This is a genomic window from Micromonospora sp. NPDC005203 (assembly GCF_042872705.1).
Lineage (GTDB): Bacteria > Actinomycetota > Actinomycetes > Mycobacteriales > Micromonosporaceae > Micromonospora.
In genome coordinates, this window is sequence record NZ_JBIAKV010000014.1 from 1 (window position 1) to 14,539 (window position 14,539).

At 73.2% G+C, this 14,539-nt stretch carries 15 protein-coding genes; 5 read left to right on the plus strand and 10 right to left on the minus strand.

The features are described from left to right. Positions 1–195: 195 nt before the first annotated feature. Both recG and ACFYPM_RS25760 read right to left on the minus strand, forming a co-directional pair. Complete coding sequence (gene recG / locus ACFYPM_RS25755) at positions 196–2,394, minus strand: ATP-dependent DNA helicase RecG (protein WP_387201842.1); 2,199 nt, start codon at positions 2,392–2,394, stop codon at positions 196–198. Then, positions 2,391–4,004: a DAK2 domain-containing protein gene (locus ACFYPM_RS25760; protein WP_387201845.1), complete on the minus strand. Its 1,614-nt coding sequence runs from the start codon at positions 4,002–4,004 to the stop codon at positions 2,391–2,393. Before ACFYPM_RS25760 ends, recG begins: the two co-directional genes overlap by 4 nt. Before the next feature lie 302 nt (positions 4,005–4,306). Here ACFYPM_RS25760 and rpmB point away from each other — a divergent pair, with 302 nt between their 5' ends. After that, positions 4,307–4,498 (plus strand): 50S ribosomal protein L28, encoded by a 192-nt coding sequence (gene rpmB / locus ACFYPM_RS25765; RefSeq protein WP_091671657.1) that lies wholly within the window; start codon positions 4,307–4,309, stop codon positions 4,496–4,498. 198 nt (positions 4,499–4,696) lie between these two features. Here rpmB and ACFYPM_RS25770 read toward each other — a convergent pair whose 3' ends face one another. Continuing rightward, positions 4,697–5,158, minus strand: coding sequence for a GNAT family N-acetyltransferase (locus tag ACFYPM_RS25770; RefSeq protein ID WP_387201849.1), 462 nt, complete (start codon positions 5,156–5,158; stop codon positions 4,697–4,699). A 29-nt stretch (positions 5,159–5,187) separates the two neighbouring features. Then, the gene (locus tag ACFYPM_RS25775; protein ID WP_387202253.1) at positions 5,188–6,120 is read right to left on the minus strand and encodes a thiamine-phosphate kinase; all 933 of its coding nucleotides are present in this window, start codon (positions 6,118–6,120) and stop codon (positions 5,188–5,190) included. Between the two features lie 153 nt (positions 6,121–6,273). On the opposite strand from ACFYPM_RS25775, the gene ACFYPM_RS25780 reads away from it, so the two are divergent. Next, positions 6,274–6,507, plus strand: a complete 234-nt coding sequence (locus ACFYPM_RS25780) for an Lrp/AsnC ligand binding domain-containing protein (protein ID WP_132184827.1) — start codon at positions 6,274–6,276, stop codon at positions 6,505–6,507. A gap of 9 nt (positions 6,508–6,516) precedes the next feature. Continuing rightward, positions 6,517–7,197 carry a DUF3515 family protein gene (locus ACFYPM_RS25785; protein ID WP_387201852.1) on the plus strand — a complete coding sequence of 227 codons (681 nt, stop codon included), beginning with the start codon at positions 6,517–6,519 and terminating at the stop codon, positions 7,195–7,197. Positions 7,198–7,242: 45 nt separating this feature from the next. On the opposite strand, the gene ACFYPM_RS25790 is transcribed toward ACFYPM_RS25785, so the two are convergent. Then, the gene (locus ACFYPM_RS25790; protein WP_387201855.1) at positions 7,243–8,343 is read right to left on the minus strand and encodes a D-alanine--D-alanine ligase family protein; all 1,101 of its coding nucleotides are present in this window, start codon (positions 8,341–8,343) and stop codon (positions 7,243–7,245) included. Between the two features lie 195 nt (positions 8,344–8,538). Further along, positions 8,539–8,757, minus strand: a complete 219-nt coding sequence (locus ACFYPM_RS25795) for a hypothetical protein (protein WP_357250513.1) — start codon at positions 8,755–8,757, stop codon at positions 8,539–8,541. 278 nt (positions 8,758–9,035) lie between these two features. Here ACFYPM_RS25795 and ACFYPM_RS25800 point away from each other — a divergent pair, with 278 nt between their 5' ends. Then, positions 9,036–9,881 (plus strand): helix-turn-helix transcriptional regulator, encoded by an 846-nt coding sequence (locus ACFYPM_RS25800; protein ID WP_357250516.1) that lies wholly within the window; start codon positions 9,036–9,038, stop codon positions 9,879–9,881. A gap of 6 nt (positions 9,882–9,887) precedes the next feature. Further along, positions 9,888–10,088 carry a DUF397 domain-containing protein gene (locus tag ACFYPM_RS25805; protein ID WP_387201859.1) on the plus strand — a complete coding sequence of 67 codons (201 nt, stop codon included), beginning with the start codon at positions 9,888–9,890 and terminating at the stop codon, positions 10,086–10,088. Between the two features lie 101 nt (positions 10,089–10,189). Here the strand turns inward: ACFYPM_RS25805 and ACFYPM_RS25810 are convergent, their stop codons facing one another. From ACFYPM_RS25810 to ACFYPM_RS25825, 4 genes are all read right to left on the minus strand, one after another. Then, positions 10,190–11,239: an ROK family protein gene (locus ACFYPM_RS25810; protein ID WP_387201862.1), complete on the minus strand. Its 1,050-nt coding sequence runs from the start codon at positions 11,237–11,239 to the stop codon at positions 10,190–10,192. 367 nt (positions 11,240–11,606) lie between these two features. Next, positions 11,607–12,386 carry a putative protein N(5)-glutamine methyltransferase gene (locus ACFYPM_RS25815; RefSeq protein ID WP_387201865.1) on the minus strand — a complete coding sequence of 260 codons (780 nt, stop codon included), beginning with the start codon at positions 12,384–12,386 and terminating at the stop codon, positions 11,607–11,609. An 8-nt stretch (positions 12,387–12,394) separates the two neighbouring features. Further along, positions 12,395–13,513 (minus strand): cystathionine gamma-lyase, encoded by a 1,119-nt coding sequence (locus ACFYPM_RS25820; RefSeq protein ID WP_387201868.1) that lies wholly within the window; start codon positions 13,511–13,513, stop codon positions 12,395–12,397. A gap of 7 nt (positions 13,514–13,520) precedes the next feature. Then, the gene (locus tag ACFYPM_RS25825; protein ID WP_387201871.1) at positions 13,521–14,528 is read right to left on the minus strand and encodes an NAD(P)H-dependent glycerol-3-phosphate dehydrogenase; all 1,008 of its coding nucleotides are present in this window, start codon (positions 14,526–14,528) and stop codon (positions 13,521–13,523) included. Between the last annotated feature and the right edge of the window lie 11 nt (positions 14,529–14,539).

Genomic DNA, 14,539 nt, shown 5'->3' on the forward strand with positions numbered 1-14,539 from the left:
GCGTCGTCCAACTGTCGGGGGACATCGGCCACCACGAAGTCCCGACCGCGCCGGGGGGGGGGGGGGGGGGGGGCCCCCGCCCCGCCCCCCCCCCCCCCCCCCACCCCCCCCGCGCCCCCCCCCCCCCCCCCCCCCCCCCCCCCCCCTCGGTGTATTTCCGCTGATCGGCTGACCAGACGTGGCCAGGTGGACCCGTCAGCCCTTCTCCAGGTATTCGGCGCGTTCCTCGTCGACGAGCGCGGCGACCGAGGCGGCCAGCGCCGGGTTGCCGGTCAGGTCCGGGTCCTCCTCGATCAGGGTGATCGCCTCGGCGCGGGCGTCGCGGATCAGGTCGGCGTCGCGTCGCAGCGACAGCAGTCGCAGGTGTGAGCGGTGCCCGGACTGGGTGGCCCCCAGCACGTCGCCCTCGCGGCGCTGCTCCAGATCCAGCTCGGCGAGCGTGAAGCCGTCGCTGGTGGACGCCACCGCGTCCAGGCGTTCCCGTGCCGACGAACCCTCGGCCGCCTCGCTGACCAGCAGGCAGAGCCCTGCCGCGGCGCCCCGGCCGACCCGGCCCCGGAGCTGGTGCAGTTGGGAGACACCGAACCGGTCGGCGTCCAACACGATCATCACGGTCGCGTTCGGCACGTCCACGCCAACCTCGATCACGGTGGTCGCCACCAGCACGTCCAGGTCGCCAGCGGCGAAGGAGCGCATCACCGCGTCCTTCTCGTCGGCCGGCAGGCGACCGTGCAGCACCCCGATCCGCAGCCCGTGCAGTGGCCCCTCGGCCAGCAGCGGGGCCACCTCGGTCACCGCCAGCGGCGGCCGCCGGCCGTTGTCGTCCTCGGGTGGCGGTTCCTCGTCGGACCCCGGTCCGTCACCGATCCGCGGGCACACCACGTACGCCTGATGGCCCGCGGTCACCTCCTCGCGCAGCCGACGCCAGGCCCGGTCCAGGTAGGCCGGCTTCTCGGCGGCCGGCACCACGTGCGAGGCGATCGGCGACCGACCCCGGGGCAACTGGGAGAGGGTGGAGACCTCCAGGTCGCCGTAGACGGTCATCGCCACCGTGCGCGGGATCGGGGTAGCCGTCATCACCAGCACGTGCGGCGGTTGGTCGGCCTTGGCCCGCAGCGCGTCGCGTTGCTCCACACCGAAGCGGTGCTGCTCGTCGACGACGACCAGGCCGAGGTCGGCGAAGTCGACCCCCTCGTAGAGCAGTGCGTGGGTGCCGAGCACGATGCCGGCGGCGCCACTGGCCACCTCGCCGAGCGCCCGCCGCCGCGCCGCCGCCCCGAGCGAGCCGGTGACCAGCTCGACCCGGGTGGCATGCTCCGCGGACCCCAGTTCACCGGCCCGCCCCAACGGCCCGAGCAGGTCGAGCATGCCGCGGTGGTGCTGGGCGGCCAGCACCTCGGTGGGTGCCAGCAGAGCCGCCTGCCCGCCCGCGTCGACCACCTGGAGCATCGCCCGCAACGCCACCACCGTCTTGCCCGAGCCCACCTCACCCTGCAACAACCTGTGCATCGGGTGCGGATTGGCCAGATCCTCGGCGATCTCCACGCCGACGTCCCGCTGACCGGCCGTCAGCTCGTACGGCAGTCGGGCGTCGAAGGCGTCCAGCAGCCCGCCCGGGCGGGCCTCGCGGGCCTTCGCCGGCCAGTCGGCCGCCCGGTGCTTGCGCTGCACCAGCGTCACCTGGACGGCGAACGCCTCGTCCCACTTGAGCCGCCGCCGCGCCCGGTGCAGAGCCTCCTTGCTGGACGGCCGGTGGATCTCCGTCAAGGCGGTGCCCAGCCCGACCAGCTTGCGGCTGGCCCGCACGCCGTCCGGCAGCGGATCGTCCGGCGGGGTGAACGTGTCCAGCACGACCCGCACACAACGCGCGATCACCCAGGTCGGCACGGCCGCGGCAGCCGGGTAGACGGGGATCAGCGCACCGGCGAACTCCTCGATCTCGTCGCTGGCCGCCACCTCGCCGTCACCACCGTCACCGAGCAGGACGTACTCCGGGCCGTTGAGCTGCCGCTTGCCCCGGAACTCGGTGACCTTGCCGGCGAACAGCCCCCACCGGCCGGGGCGCAGCTCCCGCTCACGCCACGCCTGGTTGCCGAAGAAGGTCAACGTCAGCAGCCCACCGGAGCCGTCACCGACGGTCACCTCCAGTAGGTTGCCCCGTCGCTGCCGCATCGGGCGGACGGCAGTGCGCTGCACCTGGGCCAGCACGGTGACCTGCTCGCCGACGTCCAACGAGCGGATGTCGGTGTGCTCGCCCCGCTCGTCGTAGCGACGCGGGAAGTGGTAGACCAGGTCACCCGCCGTGTGCAGATCGAGGTGCGCGGCCAGCGCCTTGGCTGTCTTGTCCCCGACCAGCTTCTTCAGCGGAGTGTCGACGGTGGCTGGTTCGGTCATTCGATCCCTACCAGGAGCGGATAGAACGGCTGGCCGCCCGGGTACGCGTGCACCTCGACGAACGGCCAACGTCGCGCGACGTGCGCGCGGACGGCATCGGTGAGCCCGGCCGGGGCGTCCACCCCGGACAGCAGGGTGACCATCTCGCCACCACCGCCGAGCATCCGGTCGACCACGGCCGCGCAGGTGTCGGTGAGGTCGGTACCGATCAGGTGCACCTCCCCCTCGACCAGCGCCAGCACATCGCCCGGACGGCACGGGCCGGCCACGGTCAGCGCCTCGCGCCTGGCGTGGCAGACCTCGGCGTAACGGCAGGCCCCGGCGGCCTCGGCCATCGCGATCACGTCGTCCTCGAAGCGGCGGTCGCCGTCGCGGACGGCGAGGGCGGCCAGCGCCTGCACCGGCGAGCGGGTCGGCACCACGCTCACCGTGATGCCGTGCCGACGGGCCTCGCGGGCTGCCGCGTTCGCCACCGCCTCCGTGTCGGGGTCGTTGGGCAGCACCACCACCCGGGCCGCGCCGGTGCCGCGGATCGCGTCGAGCAGGTCACCCGTGGAGGGGTTGCCCGGCACCACGGTGGCGCCCTCCGCCGCGAACAACTCGGCGATGCCGCCGCCGGTGGCCACCACCACCGCGGCCCGGCCGTCCGAGACCGGGCCGCGGTGCGGCTCCGGTTGGTCGGCGAACCGGGTCACCGAGATCCGGTACGGGCGGCCGGCCGCGACGCCCGCCTCGACCGCCGCGCCCACGTCGTTGACGTGCACATGCACGTTCCAGGTGCTCTCCGGCTCACGCCCGTCGCCGACGACGACGAGCGAATCCCCCAGTGCGTCGAGCGCTCGCCGCATCCCGGCCACCGCCTCGGACCGGGCGTCGAGCAGGAACTGCACCTCGTAGGCGTACTCGTCGGAACCGGTCTCCCGGGCGACGGTGGCCGCCGGACGGGCGGTGCGCGGTGTCGGTGCCGGCTGACCGGCACTCTCCCCGGTCAGCACCTCGACGAGGGCGTCGAGCAGCACGCACAGCCCGCGCCCACCCGCGTCGACCACACCGGCCCGGGCCAGCGCCGGCAGCTGCTCCGGGGTCCGGGCGAGGGCCTCGGCCGCCGCCCGTGCCGCGACCTGGGCCACCGCCACCAGGTCGTCGCTGTCCGCCCGGTCGGCCGCGGCGGCGGCCGCCGCGACCACGGTGAGCAGGGTGCCCTCGACCGGCCGGGCAACCGCGGTGTACGCGGCGGCGGCACCGGACCGCAGCGCGGCGGCCATCTCCCGGCCGCGCACCGCCGGGGCCACGGCGACCTCGTCGGCGAAACCTCGCAGGATCTGCGACAGGATCACCCCGGAGTTGCCCCGCGCGCCGAGCAACGCGCCCTGGGCCATCAGCCGCAACGCATGCCCGTGCGCCGTCGGGCCGCTGTCGGGGAGGGTGTCCAGATCCATCGCGAGGGCCTGCTGGGCGGAGGTGAGGGTGAGCACCAGGTTGGTGCCGGTGTCGCCGTCGGGCACCGGATAGACGTTGAGCTGGTCGATCTCGCCCTGGTGACGCTTCAGCGCGGCCAACCCACCCGCGCACCAACGGCGCACCGCGGCGGCGTCGAGGGTGTCCAGCACGGCCAGAAGCCTACTGGCGCGCACCGACACGCGCCGGGCTCGTCCGGCGTGTCCGGTTGCCTCCGCTCGCGGCAGGCCCACCCCCTGGCCCGGACGGACGGGATCCGCCCTCCAGGTACAGTTGCCGCCGGAACCACCGCCGTCACCCGGCGGGCCGACCGCCACCCACTCGCGGAGGAGCGGCCGTTTCACCGGGCCAGGGCGGTTGGTCACCTCGGCGGGACATCGGGTAGGCTGACGCGGTTGCCCGTGCAGCACCTCTGCCGACAACCTCATGAACGTTTCAATCCCAGGAGTATCCCGTGGCTAGCGTGTGCGACGTCTGTGGCAAGGGGCCGGGCTTCGGCCACAACGTGCCCTGGTCCAAGAAGAAGACCAACCGCCGCTGGAACCCGAACATCCAGTCGGTGCGCACCCCGGCCGGTGGCGGCAACACCAAGAAGCTGCAGGTCTGCACCTCGTGCATCAAGGCCGGCAAGGTCACTCGCGCCTGACGCGGCGGCACCACACACTCTTCGTACGACTCAGCCGGCGGACCTCAGGGTCTGCCGGCTCTGTCGTGTCCGGTCGCCGCCTGAGCTGTGCTGTGCCGCTTGATCGACTCGGCTTTCCGGAAGTTGGGGTGTCCAATCGCTGCGGATACCCCGCCTTCTCGAAAGCCGAGTCGATCACCGCTCCGGAGTCGCCGTGGGTCAGAGCGTGCGGCCGAAGGAGACGCAGCCCTCCGAGTCCTTGTAGAAGCCGAAGTTCGGGATCCGCTCGTAACCGGCGGAGCCGTACATGGCGATCGCCTCGGGTTGCTTGTCGCCGCACTCCAGGACCACCCGCTTGCGGCCCTGGTCGCGGGCCGAACGTTCGACGGCAGCCAGCACCGCCCGAGCCACGCCCCGCCCCCGCGCCGCCGGGGCCGTGTACATCCGCTTCAGCTCCGCGGTGTCCGCGCCGTGGCTGCGCCAGCCTCCGCAGCCGACCGGCTCGCCGGCCAGGTAGGCGACGAGGAACGCGCCGTCGGGCGGCTCGAACTCGGTCGCGTCGACCGGGGTGTCGTCACCGGAGCCCCCGTAGCGGACCGCGAGGTCGCCCAGCGCGGCGTTGATCAACTGCTGCGCCGCCGGTGCGTCGAACCGCACGGTCCGAATCTCAATCTCACTCACGGTACCCAGAATACGACCGGCGCCGGGCGTCACCGGAAATGGTCCCAGCCGGCCGGGCCGTCGTGGGGCGCGCCGTCGACCGTCACACCAACACCGTCCGTGACCATCCCGATCGGCCGCCAGCCCGACGGCAGCACCACCGCCGGCGGGAAGGTCGCGGCCAGCGCGTGGTCGTCGCCACCGGCGAGGATCCAGGTGTACGGGTCGACGCCGAGCGCCCGCGCCGCGTCGGCCATCTGCCGGGGCACCTCGAACGCGTCGCGGCGCACGTCGATCGCGACGCCGCTGGCCGCCGCCACGTGCCCGAGGTCGGCGAGCAGCCCGTCCGACACGTCGATCATCGCGGTGGCGCCGAGCCGGGCGGCCTGCGGGCCGGCCGGGTAGGGCACCTGCGGCCGCCGGTACGCCTCGACCAGCAGCCGGGGGGTGCGGAAGCCCCGGGTGAGCACGGTCAGCCCGGCTGCCGCGTACCCGGTGCGCCCGGCCAGGGCGAGCACGTCCCCGGGTCGGGCACCGGAGCGCAGCACGGGCGGGCGGCCCGCGAGGTCGCCCAGCGCCGTGACCGCGACGGTCAGGGTGGGGCTGGCCGACATGTCGCCGCCGACGACGCTCGCGCCGACCGTGGCCGCCTCGGCGGAGAGGCCGTCGGCCAACTCCTCCGCCCAGCCGGTGTCCAGGTCCGCCGGCATGCAGAGGGCGACCAGCAGGGCGGTCGGGGTGGCACCCATCGCCGCGATGTCGGCCAGGTTGGCCGCCGCCGCCCGGTGTCCGACGTCGCGGGCGGAGGACCAGTCCCGCCGGAAGTGCCGTCCGTCGACCAGAACGTCGGTGGAGGCCGCCACCCGTCCGTCCGGCGCGGCCACCACCGCCGCGTCGTCGCCCGGGCCGAGCAGCGTCGTCGGTCCGTACGTCAGTCGGGCGGTGATCCTGCTGATCAGTCCGAACTCCCCGATTCCGGACACGCTGGCACCGCCGCCGGCGTTCCGCCCGTTCCGCCCGGCCCCGCCGTGCTCGCTCACCGCTGCTCCTTGACGACCGATAGGGATCAGACCTGGTCCGTAAGGTAGTTTCACCCTTCGGGCCGCTCCCGGGCGGCGACGGACGGAGGTCTAGTCGTGGTACAGGCGTACATCCTCATCCAGACCGAGGTGGGCCGCGCACGTGACGTGGCGGGTCTCATCGCGGACCTCGCCGGCGTGGTGCGCGTCGACGCCGTCACCGGTCCGTACGACGTGGTCGTCCTCACCGAGGCGAACACCGTCGACGAACTCGGCAAACTCATTGTCAGCAAGGTGCAGCTGGTGCCTGGCATCACCCGCACCCTCACGTGTTCGGTGGTGCGGCTGTAGGTGGACGAGATGACGAACTCCTCCGCTGCTCTGGACGACGGCGCGCGCGACGAGTCCGACGGGACACCCGAGCCGGCTGACGGTACCGGTGCGTCGGCCGACCCGGCCGCCGCCGCGCCGGCCCGGCGGGACCGGACCATTCGGGGCGCCGCTCTGCTGGCCACGTTGATCGCGCTGCCGATCACGCTGCTGGTGGCCGTGTTGGCCTTCACCAAGCTCACCCCGGACGCACCGGCCGCCACGCCATCGCCGTCCGCGACCACCGCCCGGGTGCAGTCCAGCGCACCGGTGGAGATGGCCGCCCCGGCGCTGGCCGCCCGCCCGGCGACGGTCTGCCGGGCTCTGCTCTCCCAGCTGCCGACGAGTATCCGCGACCTGGCCCAGCGGCCGGTCACCGCCGGCCCGGAACAGAACGCGGCGTACGGCGACCCCGCGCTCACCGTGGCCTGCGGGGGCACCGAGCCGACCTTCCCCGCCACCGACGAGGTCTGGACGGTCAACCGGGTCTGCTGGCACCTGACCGAGCAGGGCGAGCAGACCGTTCTCACCACCGTCGACCGCGAGACGTCGATCGAGGTGCGTGTCCCGCGGGCGTACGCGCAGCCGTTGCAGTGGGTGCCGTCGATCTCCAGCACGATCGTGGCGAGCGTGCCCTCCGGTGGCGCCATCCCGTCCGGCTGTCAACGCTGAGCTGGCCCCCCACGCCGCCCGGGCCGCGCGGGGGGACCTGGTGGCTCAGTGCAGGCCGACGCCGCGCCGCTGGGCGGTACGGATCAGCCGGTTGACCAGCTTCGGGTACTCCAGGCCGGAGGCCGCCCACATCCGGGGGAACATCGACGTCGGGGTGAACCCGGGCATCGTGTTGATCTCGTTGAGATAGACGTCCAGCTCAGGGGTGACGAAGAAGTCGGCCCGGGCCAGGCCGGCGCAGTCCAGCGCGGTGAACGCGCGGACCGCGTACTCCTGCACCTGGCGGGTCACCCGCTCCGGCAGTTCGGCCGGGATGTCGTACTCGCAGGAGTCGTCGAGGTACTTCGCCTCGAAGTCGTAGAAGTCGTGCTCCGCGACGACCCGCACCTCGGCCAGGACGGACGCCTCGGGCGTGCCACCGGCCTCGCCCTCCAGCACGCCGCATTCGATCTCGCGGCCGACGATCGCGGACTCGATGATGACCTTCGGGTCGAACTGCCGGGCGGCGGCGACCGCGGTGTCCAGATCCGCCCAGTCGGTGACCTTGCTGACCCCGAAGGACGATCCGGCCCGGGACGGCTTGACGAAGACCGGCAGGCCGAGCCGCTCCTTGTCCTGCTCGCTGAGTGTCATCCCGCTGCGCAGCACGGCGTACGTGCCGACCGGGATGCCCTCGACGGCGCAGAGCTTCTTGGTGAACTCCTTGTCCATGGCGGCCGCGGAGGCGAAGACGTTCGCCCCGACGTAGGGGATGCCGGCCATCTCCAGCATTCCCTGGATGGTGCCGTCCTCGCCGTAGGTGCCGTGCAGCACCGGGAAGACCACGTCGACGTCGGCCAGCACCCGGGGGCCCTCGGTCGGGTCGAGCACCATCAGGCCGTTGCCGGTCGGGTCGGCACGCAGCACGATGTCGTCCCCGGAGTCGGCGGTGATCTCCGGCAGCCGACGGGCGTCGATCGCGAGTTGGGCGGGGTCTCCACTGGTCAGCACCCACTGGCCGGCCCGGGTGATGCCGACCGGCACCACCTCGAACTCGTCCGGGTCGAGCGCGCCGAACACGCTGCCGGCGCTGACGCAGGAGATGCCGTGCTCCGGGCTGCGGCCGCCGAAGACGATCGCCACGCGGGTTTTGCCTGGGGTGGTCACTCCGGTCACCTCTTCGTACGCGACTGCGGCTGGTCGTGCTCGCCGATGGCGCTCACCCGGTTGACCTTACTGTGCGTGGCGATGGGGCGAGGCGATACCCGGCGAGCCACGGCGCGACACGGCGATCGGTCAGCAGAGCATATACGGTGCGTGATGGGACTATTGCCGTGCGGTGGTTGGGTGGCCCGTAGGTACTCAGTCGCGGGAGTGCCGGCGGCCGACCGCGATGACCTTCACCCGCTGCCGACCGGCGCGCACCATCCCCAGCGCCATGAATGCTCCGGCGATCCGGTCGGCGGCCTCCCGGCTGCTGGCGCCGACCACCTGCCGCCGCCGCTCGGGCACGGTCCGCTCGTCGCGGTCGACGCCCTCGACCGGACGCACGTCGGTGAGCACCACCAGGAAGCGAGTCATCGGCGGCCGACCGGGTGAACGGCACAGGACTCCGGAACGGTCCGCACGTCGTCGTCTCCTTCCGGTGGGCCGGGATGGCGCGGCACGCGACGATCGGGCACGGGGGAGAAACCCGATCGCCGCGCGCCCCATCCCTCCGGTCGCTCACCACCACCGTCGCCACGACAACCGGCGGTGAGGACGCGCTAACAGATTGACACGTTCACGGCTATGAATGCAACTCTCGCCGAGGTTCCTCCCATGCAGACGTTCCCATCGATGTGTGCGACCATCGATGCATGGCCCCGAAGACAGCCCGCGCCCGCCGGCTCGGCATCGCCCTGCGCCACCACCGGGAAGCCGCCGGCCTGACGCTGGAAACCGCCGCAGATGAGATCAACAGCACCCGCAGCACCCTCTCCCGTTACGAGAACGCCCAGACCCTGATCACCCCGGCCACCGTGCGCGCGCTGCTCACGTCGTACGGGGTGGGCGCCGAGGAGGTGTCCGCGGCGGTGCAACTCGCCAAGGACGCCCGCAAACCGGGCTGGTGGGTGTCGTACTCCTACCTGCTGGATCCCCGCACCATCGACTTCATCGCGCTGGAGGCCGAGGCGACCGCCATCGCCAACTTCGAGCCCTCCGTGGTGCCCGGTCTGCTCCAGACCGCGGACTACATCCGTGGCGTGATGCGCGGCGGGCCGCACACCCTCGGCGACGACCTGGTGGAGCAACGGGTCAAGGTCCGGCTCGACCGGCAACAGCGGCTCACCGGCGACCAACCACCCATCCTCGACGCGATCATCGACGAGGGCGCGCTGCTACGCCCGGTCGGCGACCAGTCGGTGATGGATGGGCAACTCCGGCACCTGGTCAAGATGGCCGAGCTGCCGAACATCAGCGTCCAGGTGATCCCGCTCTCCGCCGGTTACCACCGGGGCACCCGGGGTTCCCTGCACATCCTCGAGTTCGCCGACCCGGAGGACCCGATCATCGCGTCGGTGGAGACCGTGGCGGGTCAGATGATCCTCGACCGCGCCGGCGAGACACGTACCTGCACCAAGATCATGGAGCATCTCCGGAGCGTGGCGCTCAGCCCGGCGGACAGCCGCGGAATGCTCCTGACAACCCTGAAGGGACGGTAAGGACCGATGACACCGACGATCACAGCGGCTATCGCCGCGGCGGCGTGGCGCAAGAGCAGCCGCAGCGGCGACCAGGGCGCCTGCGTGGAGGTGGCCGCCCTCCCGCGGCTGGTGGCCGTCCGCGACTCCAAGGACCCGTCCGGGCCGGCGTTGCTGTTCCCGCCGGCCGCCTGGGCCGCCTTCGCCCAGGCGCCGCCCCTGGGCTGACCGGGAGGCCGAGTCGCTGATCAGACCGGCTGCGCCAGCACCCGCCGCCCCGGCCGCCGCCCCGCCGACCACTCGGCGCGGCGGTCGGGGCGGGGCCGATCTCAGGCGACCAGCGGGCGGGGCTCCGGGACGGCACGCAGCGCCTCCACCGCGGCGATCGCCACGCCCCGGGCACCTGCCATGTCCCGCTCCGGCACCAGCGCGAAGGTCGCGACCGCCGCCTGCTCCTCGCGGAGCACGGTGTGCTCGCGGACGGTCGCCAGGAACCAGTCCCGGAACTCCGCTGCCGCCTCCACCACCCCACCACCGACGAAGTACGCGTGCGGATCGGTGAAGTTCGCCGCGACGGTGAACAGCCGGCCCAACGCCATCGCCTGCTGGGTGAAGAGGTCCCGCGCGAGGGCGTCCCCCCGTTCGCCGTACCCCCGGACCAACTTCGCCGCCCGCGCCACCGGCTCGGCGGCGAGCGGGTGGTCGGGATAGCGGGTCAGCCAGTACGGCAGCAGGTTGCGTTCGATGCCGGTCAGCGAGGCGATGCTCTCCACGTCCCCGGTTAAGCCGCAGGCGCAGGTGGGCTCCGACTGCTCCGGGCCGAGCAGCCCGCCCAGTGGGATGTGCACGTGACCAAGCTCCCCGGCCATCCCGGCGGCGCCGGCGATCACCCGACCACTCTCGACCACACCGCCGCCGAGGCCGGTGCCGACGATCGCGGAGACCGACGAGCGGCTCATCGCGTCCTCGCCGAAGTGCACGTGGTGGGCGTAGAGCGCGGCCGCGTTGCCGTCGTTGTGGTAGACCACCGGCAGGCCGAGCCGTCGCTCCAACGCGCCTCGCACGTCGAAGCCCCGCCACGCCGGCTGGGAGAAGTTCGTGGAACCCCGCGACGAGATGACGCCGTCGGCGCTGGCCGGGCCGGGAGTGTCCAACCCGACCGCCCGGACCAGCTCGCGCGGCACGCCGGTCTGCGCCAGTGCGCCGTCCAGCGCCCGGGCCAGCGCCTCGATCGCCGCCTCCGGCCCGGACCGCACCTCGCTGGGGATCTCCAACAGCCCGTCCACCAGGAACCGGCCGTCCACCGTCAGCACGGTGGCGTTGTTGCTGGTGCCGCCGTTGTCCAGCCCGACGACCACCGGCACCCCTGCGCTGCCCACCGAAAACCGCCTCCCGCCCGTCATGAGTGTGAGCCGAGGCTAGTGCCAACCCCTCTTCCCCGCCACGCCCGGCCACCCGCTTGCGGGCAGAGGTGCCGGCAGGCGTCACGGCACGTCCCGTTTGACCACAAAGTCAGGTTCCATGCGGGACGCGATGGGTTTCGAGAGTTCCGTAGTGTCGCCGCCAGGTCGCGTCCCTGCCCTCCCCCTCCCCTGACGCGTCCTTTGCTCTGCTTCAACCGGCGCACCGTTGCCGGCAGGCGTTCGTTGCGTCGGTTGAAGCAGAGCAAAGGGTCAACAACTGGTCCGGCCAGGCCGTGACTTCCGTCGAGCGGCGGCCCAACCCGGTGCCACCCGCAACGCGGACTCAGTCGGGACGTCGGGCGGTCACCGCGGTGCCGTCCAGGTCCTCGTCGTGCCGCACGTCCGGCACCAGGCCGGCTGCCTCGAACGCCGCGCAGAGCGCGTACACCTGCGTGACGCCCGCCTCGACCACCAGGTGCCCACCGGGGGCCAGCCAGTCGGCCGCCCCGACACCCACCCGGCGCAGCACGGCGAGCCCGTCCGGGCCGCCGTCGAGCGCCACCGGGGCCTCGTGCAGCCGCGCCTCCGACGGCATCAGCGCCACCGCGTCGGTCGGCACGTACGGGGCGTTGGCGACCACCAGGTCCAGCCGACCCCGCCAGCGCGCGGGCAGGGGCGCGAACAGGTCACCCTCGTACACCTCGGCGGGCAGGCCGCTGAGGTTGCGGCGCGCACACGCCACGGCCGCCGGGTCGATGTCGGCGGCGGCCAGCCAGCGCGGCGCGAGCCGATGCGCCAACGCGACGGTGGTGGCTCCGGAGCCGCAGCACAGGTCGACCACCGCCGGCGCCGGCCCGGTCAACCCGGCCGCCACCTCGACCAGCAGGGCCGTCCGACCGCGGGGCACGAAGACGCCCGCGTCGACGGCGATCCGCAGACCGCAGAACTCCGCCCAGCCGAGCAGGTACTCCAACGGCTCGCCGGCCACCCGACGGTCGGTCAGGTCGACCAACGTCGCCGGGGAGTCGGCGGCGGCCAGCAGCAGATCGGCCTCGTCCTCGGCGTAGACGCAGCCGGCGGCACGCAGTCGGCGTACCAGCGCAGGCCGATCGGTGACTGTCACAGGCCCCCTCAGAGCGGTCCGGCCGCGTCCAGGGCGGCGGCGATGTCGGCCACCAGGTCGGGCGTGTCCTCGACACCACAGGACAACCGGACGAAGCCGGGAGCGGTGTCGTCACCCCACTGCGCCCGCCGGTCGGCGGTCGTGTGCAGGCCACCGAAGGAGGTCGCCGCCGCCACCAGCCGGGCGGCCTCGACGAAGCGGCCCACCCGGTCGGCGGTACCCAGGTCGAAGGAGAGCACCCCGGGCATCCGGCGCATCTGCGCCGAGGCCACCGGGTACGCCGGGTCGTCCGGCCGCCCCGGCCAGCGCAGCCCGGTCACGTCCGACCGGCCGGCGAGCAGGTCGGTGACGGCGGCGGCGTTCGCGCTCTGCCGGGCCAGGCGCAGGTCGAGGGTGGCCAGCGACCGGTGTGCCAACCAGGCGTCGAACGCGCCCGGGACGGCCCCGGTGCCGGTACGCCAGAGCGTCACCGCGTCGATCACCTCGGCGGACCGGCTGGCCAGGTAGCCCAGCAGCAGGTCGGAGTGACCGGTGAGCGCCTTGGTGCCGGAGGCCACCACCAGGTCGGCGCCGAGGTCGAGCGGGCGCTGACCGAGCGGGGTGGCCGTGGTGTTGTCCACGGCGAGCAGGGCGCCGGCGGCGTGGGTCCGCTCGGCCAGGGCGGCCACGTCGACCACGTCCAGGCCCGGGTTCGCCGGAGTCTCCACCAGTACCAGCCGGACCCCCTCGAAGGACGGGTACGGCCCGACGGTCGGCACGAAGAGCACCCGCACGCCGATCGCCTCCAGCACGGAGGTGGCGAACGCCCGGACCGGGAAGTAACCGTCGGCCGGCAGCACCACGGTGTCCCCCGGGCGCAGCAGGGTGAGCAGCGCCCCGGTGATGGCGGCCTGGCCGCTGGCGAAGACCCGGCAGTCCCCACCCTCCAACTCGCCCACGGCCGCCTCCAGCAGCCGCCGGGTCGGGTTGTCCGGGCGGCCGTAGCCGTTCGGCGACTCGCCCTGGCCCTGCCACGGGTCGAGGTGGTACGGCGCGGCGAAGACCGGGCCGGGCAGGAACGGGTCCCCCGGCGCCGGCTCGGGCAGGCCGGCGCGTACGCAGCGGGTGCCGTCACCCAGTTCGCTCATTGGTTCCTCACTCGTACGACTCGGGCTTGGCGGTCCGGCTCATCAGCGTGTCCACGGCGAGGCGCGGGTCCATCCCCTCGTGGCAGATCCGCTCGACGTGCTCGGTGATCGGCATCTCCACACCGTGCGCCCGGGCCAGGTCTCGGATCGCCAGGCAACTCTTCACGCCCTCGGCGGTCTGCCGGGTGGCGGCCTGGGCCTGTTCCAGCGTCTCCCCGCGGCCCAGATGCTCACCGAAGGTGCGGTTGCGGGCCAGCGGGGACGAGCAGGAGGCGACCAGATCACCCATGCCGGCGAGGCCGGCGAAGGTGATCGGGTCCGCGCCGAGTGCCACGCCCAACCGGGCCGTCTCGGCCAGCCCCCGGGTCATCAGCATGGCCCGGGTGTTGTCGCCGAAACCCATCGCGGTGGCGATGCCGTACGACAGGGCGATCACGTTCTTGACGGCCCCGCCCAGCTCACAGCCGATCACGTCGTCGTTTGTGTACGGGCGCAGGTAGGGCGTCCGGATCGACGACTGCACGAGGACGGTGCGGTGGCTGTTCGTCCCGGCGACAACTGTCGCGGCGGGTTGCTCGGCGGCGATCTCCGGAGCCAGGTTCGGGCCGGAGACCACGACCACCCGGTCCGCGGCGACCCCGGCGGTCTCCACGATGACCTCGCTCATCCGTTTGGTGGTGCCGAGTTCGATGCCCTTCATCAGCGACACCAGGGTCGAGTCGGGGTGCAGGTGACCGGCCCATTCGGCGAGGTTGCCGCGCAGGGTCTGCGACGGCACGGCCAGCACCACCACCTCGGCGCCGGTGATCGCCTCGGCCGCGTCGGCGGTGGCGGTGACCCGAGCCGGCAGCAGCACACCGGGCAGGTACTCCGGGTTGCGGCGCTCGGTGCGGATGCTCTCGGCGACCGGCGCGCGACGGGCCCACACCGTCACGTCCCGCCCCGCGTCCGCGAGGATCTTGGCGAACGCGGTGCCCCAGGAGCCAGCACCGAGCACGGCGACGTGGCCGCTCACGCGACCGCTCC

Coding starts and splice junctions, on each gene's coding strand:
- ACFYPM_RS25800 (WP_357250516.1), top strand. CDS start 9,036: ATGGCCCCGAAGACAGCCCGCGCCCGCCGGCTCGGCATCGCCCTGCGC.
- ACFYPM_RS25785 (WP_387201852.1), top strand. CDS start 6,517: ATGACGAACTCCTCCGCTGCTCTGGACGACGGCGCGCGCGACGAGTCC.
- ACFYPM_RS25820 (WP_387201868.1), bottom strand. CDS start 13,513: ATGAGCGAACTGGGTGACGGCACCCGCTGCGTACGCGCCGGCCTGCCC.
- ACFYPM_RS25805 (WP_387201859.1), top strand. CDS start 9,888: ATGACACCGACGATCACAGCGGCTATCGCCGCGGCGGCGTGGCGCAAG.
- recG (WP_387201842.1), bottom strand. CDS start 2,394: ATGACCGAACCAGCCACCGTCGACACTCCGCTGAAGAAGCTGGTCGGG.
- ACFYPM_RS25795 (WP_357250513.1), bottom strand. CDS start 8,757: ATGACTCGCTTCCTGGTGGTGCTCACCGACGTGCGTCCGGTCGAGGGC.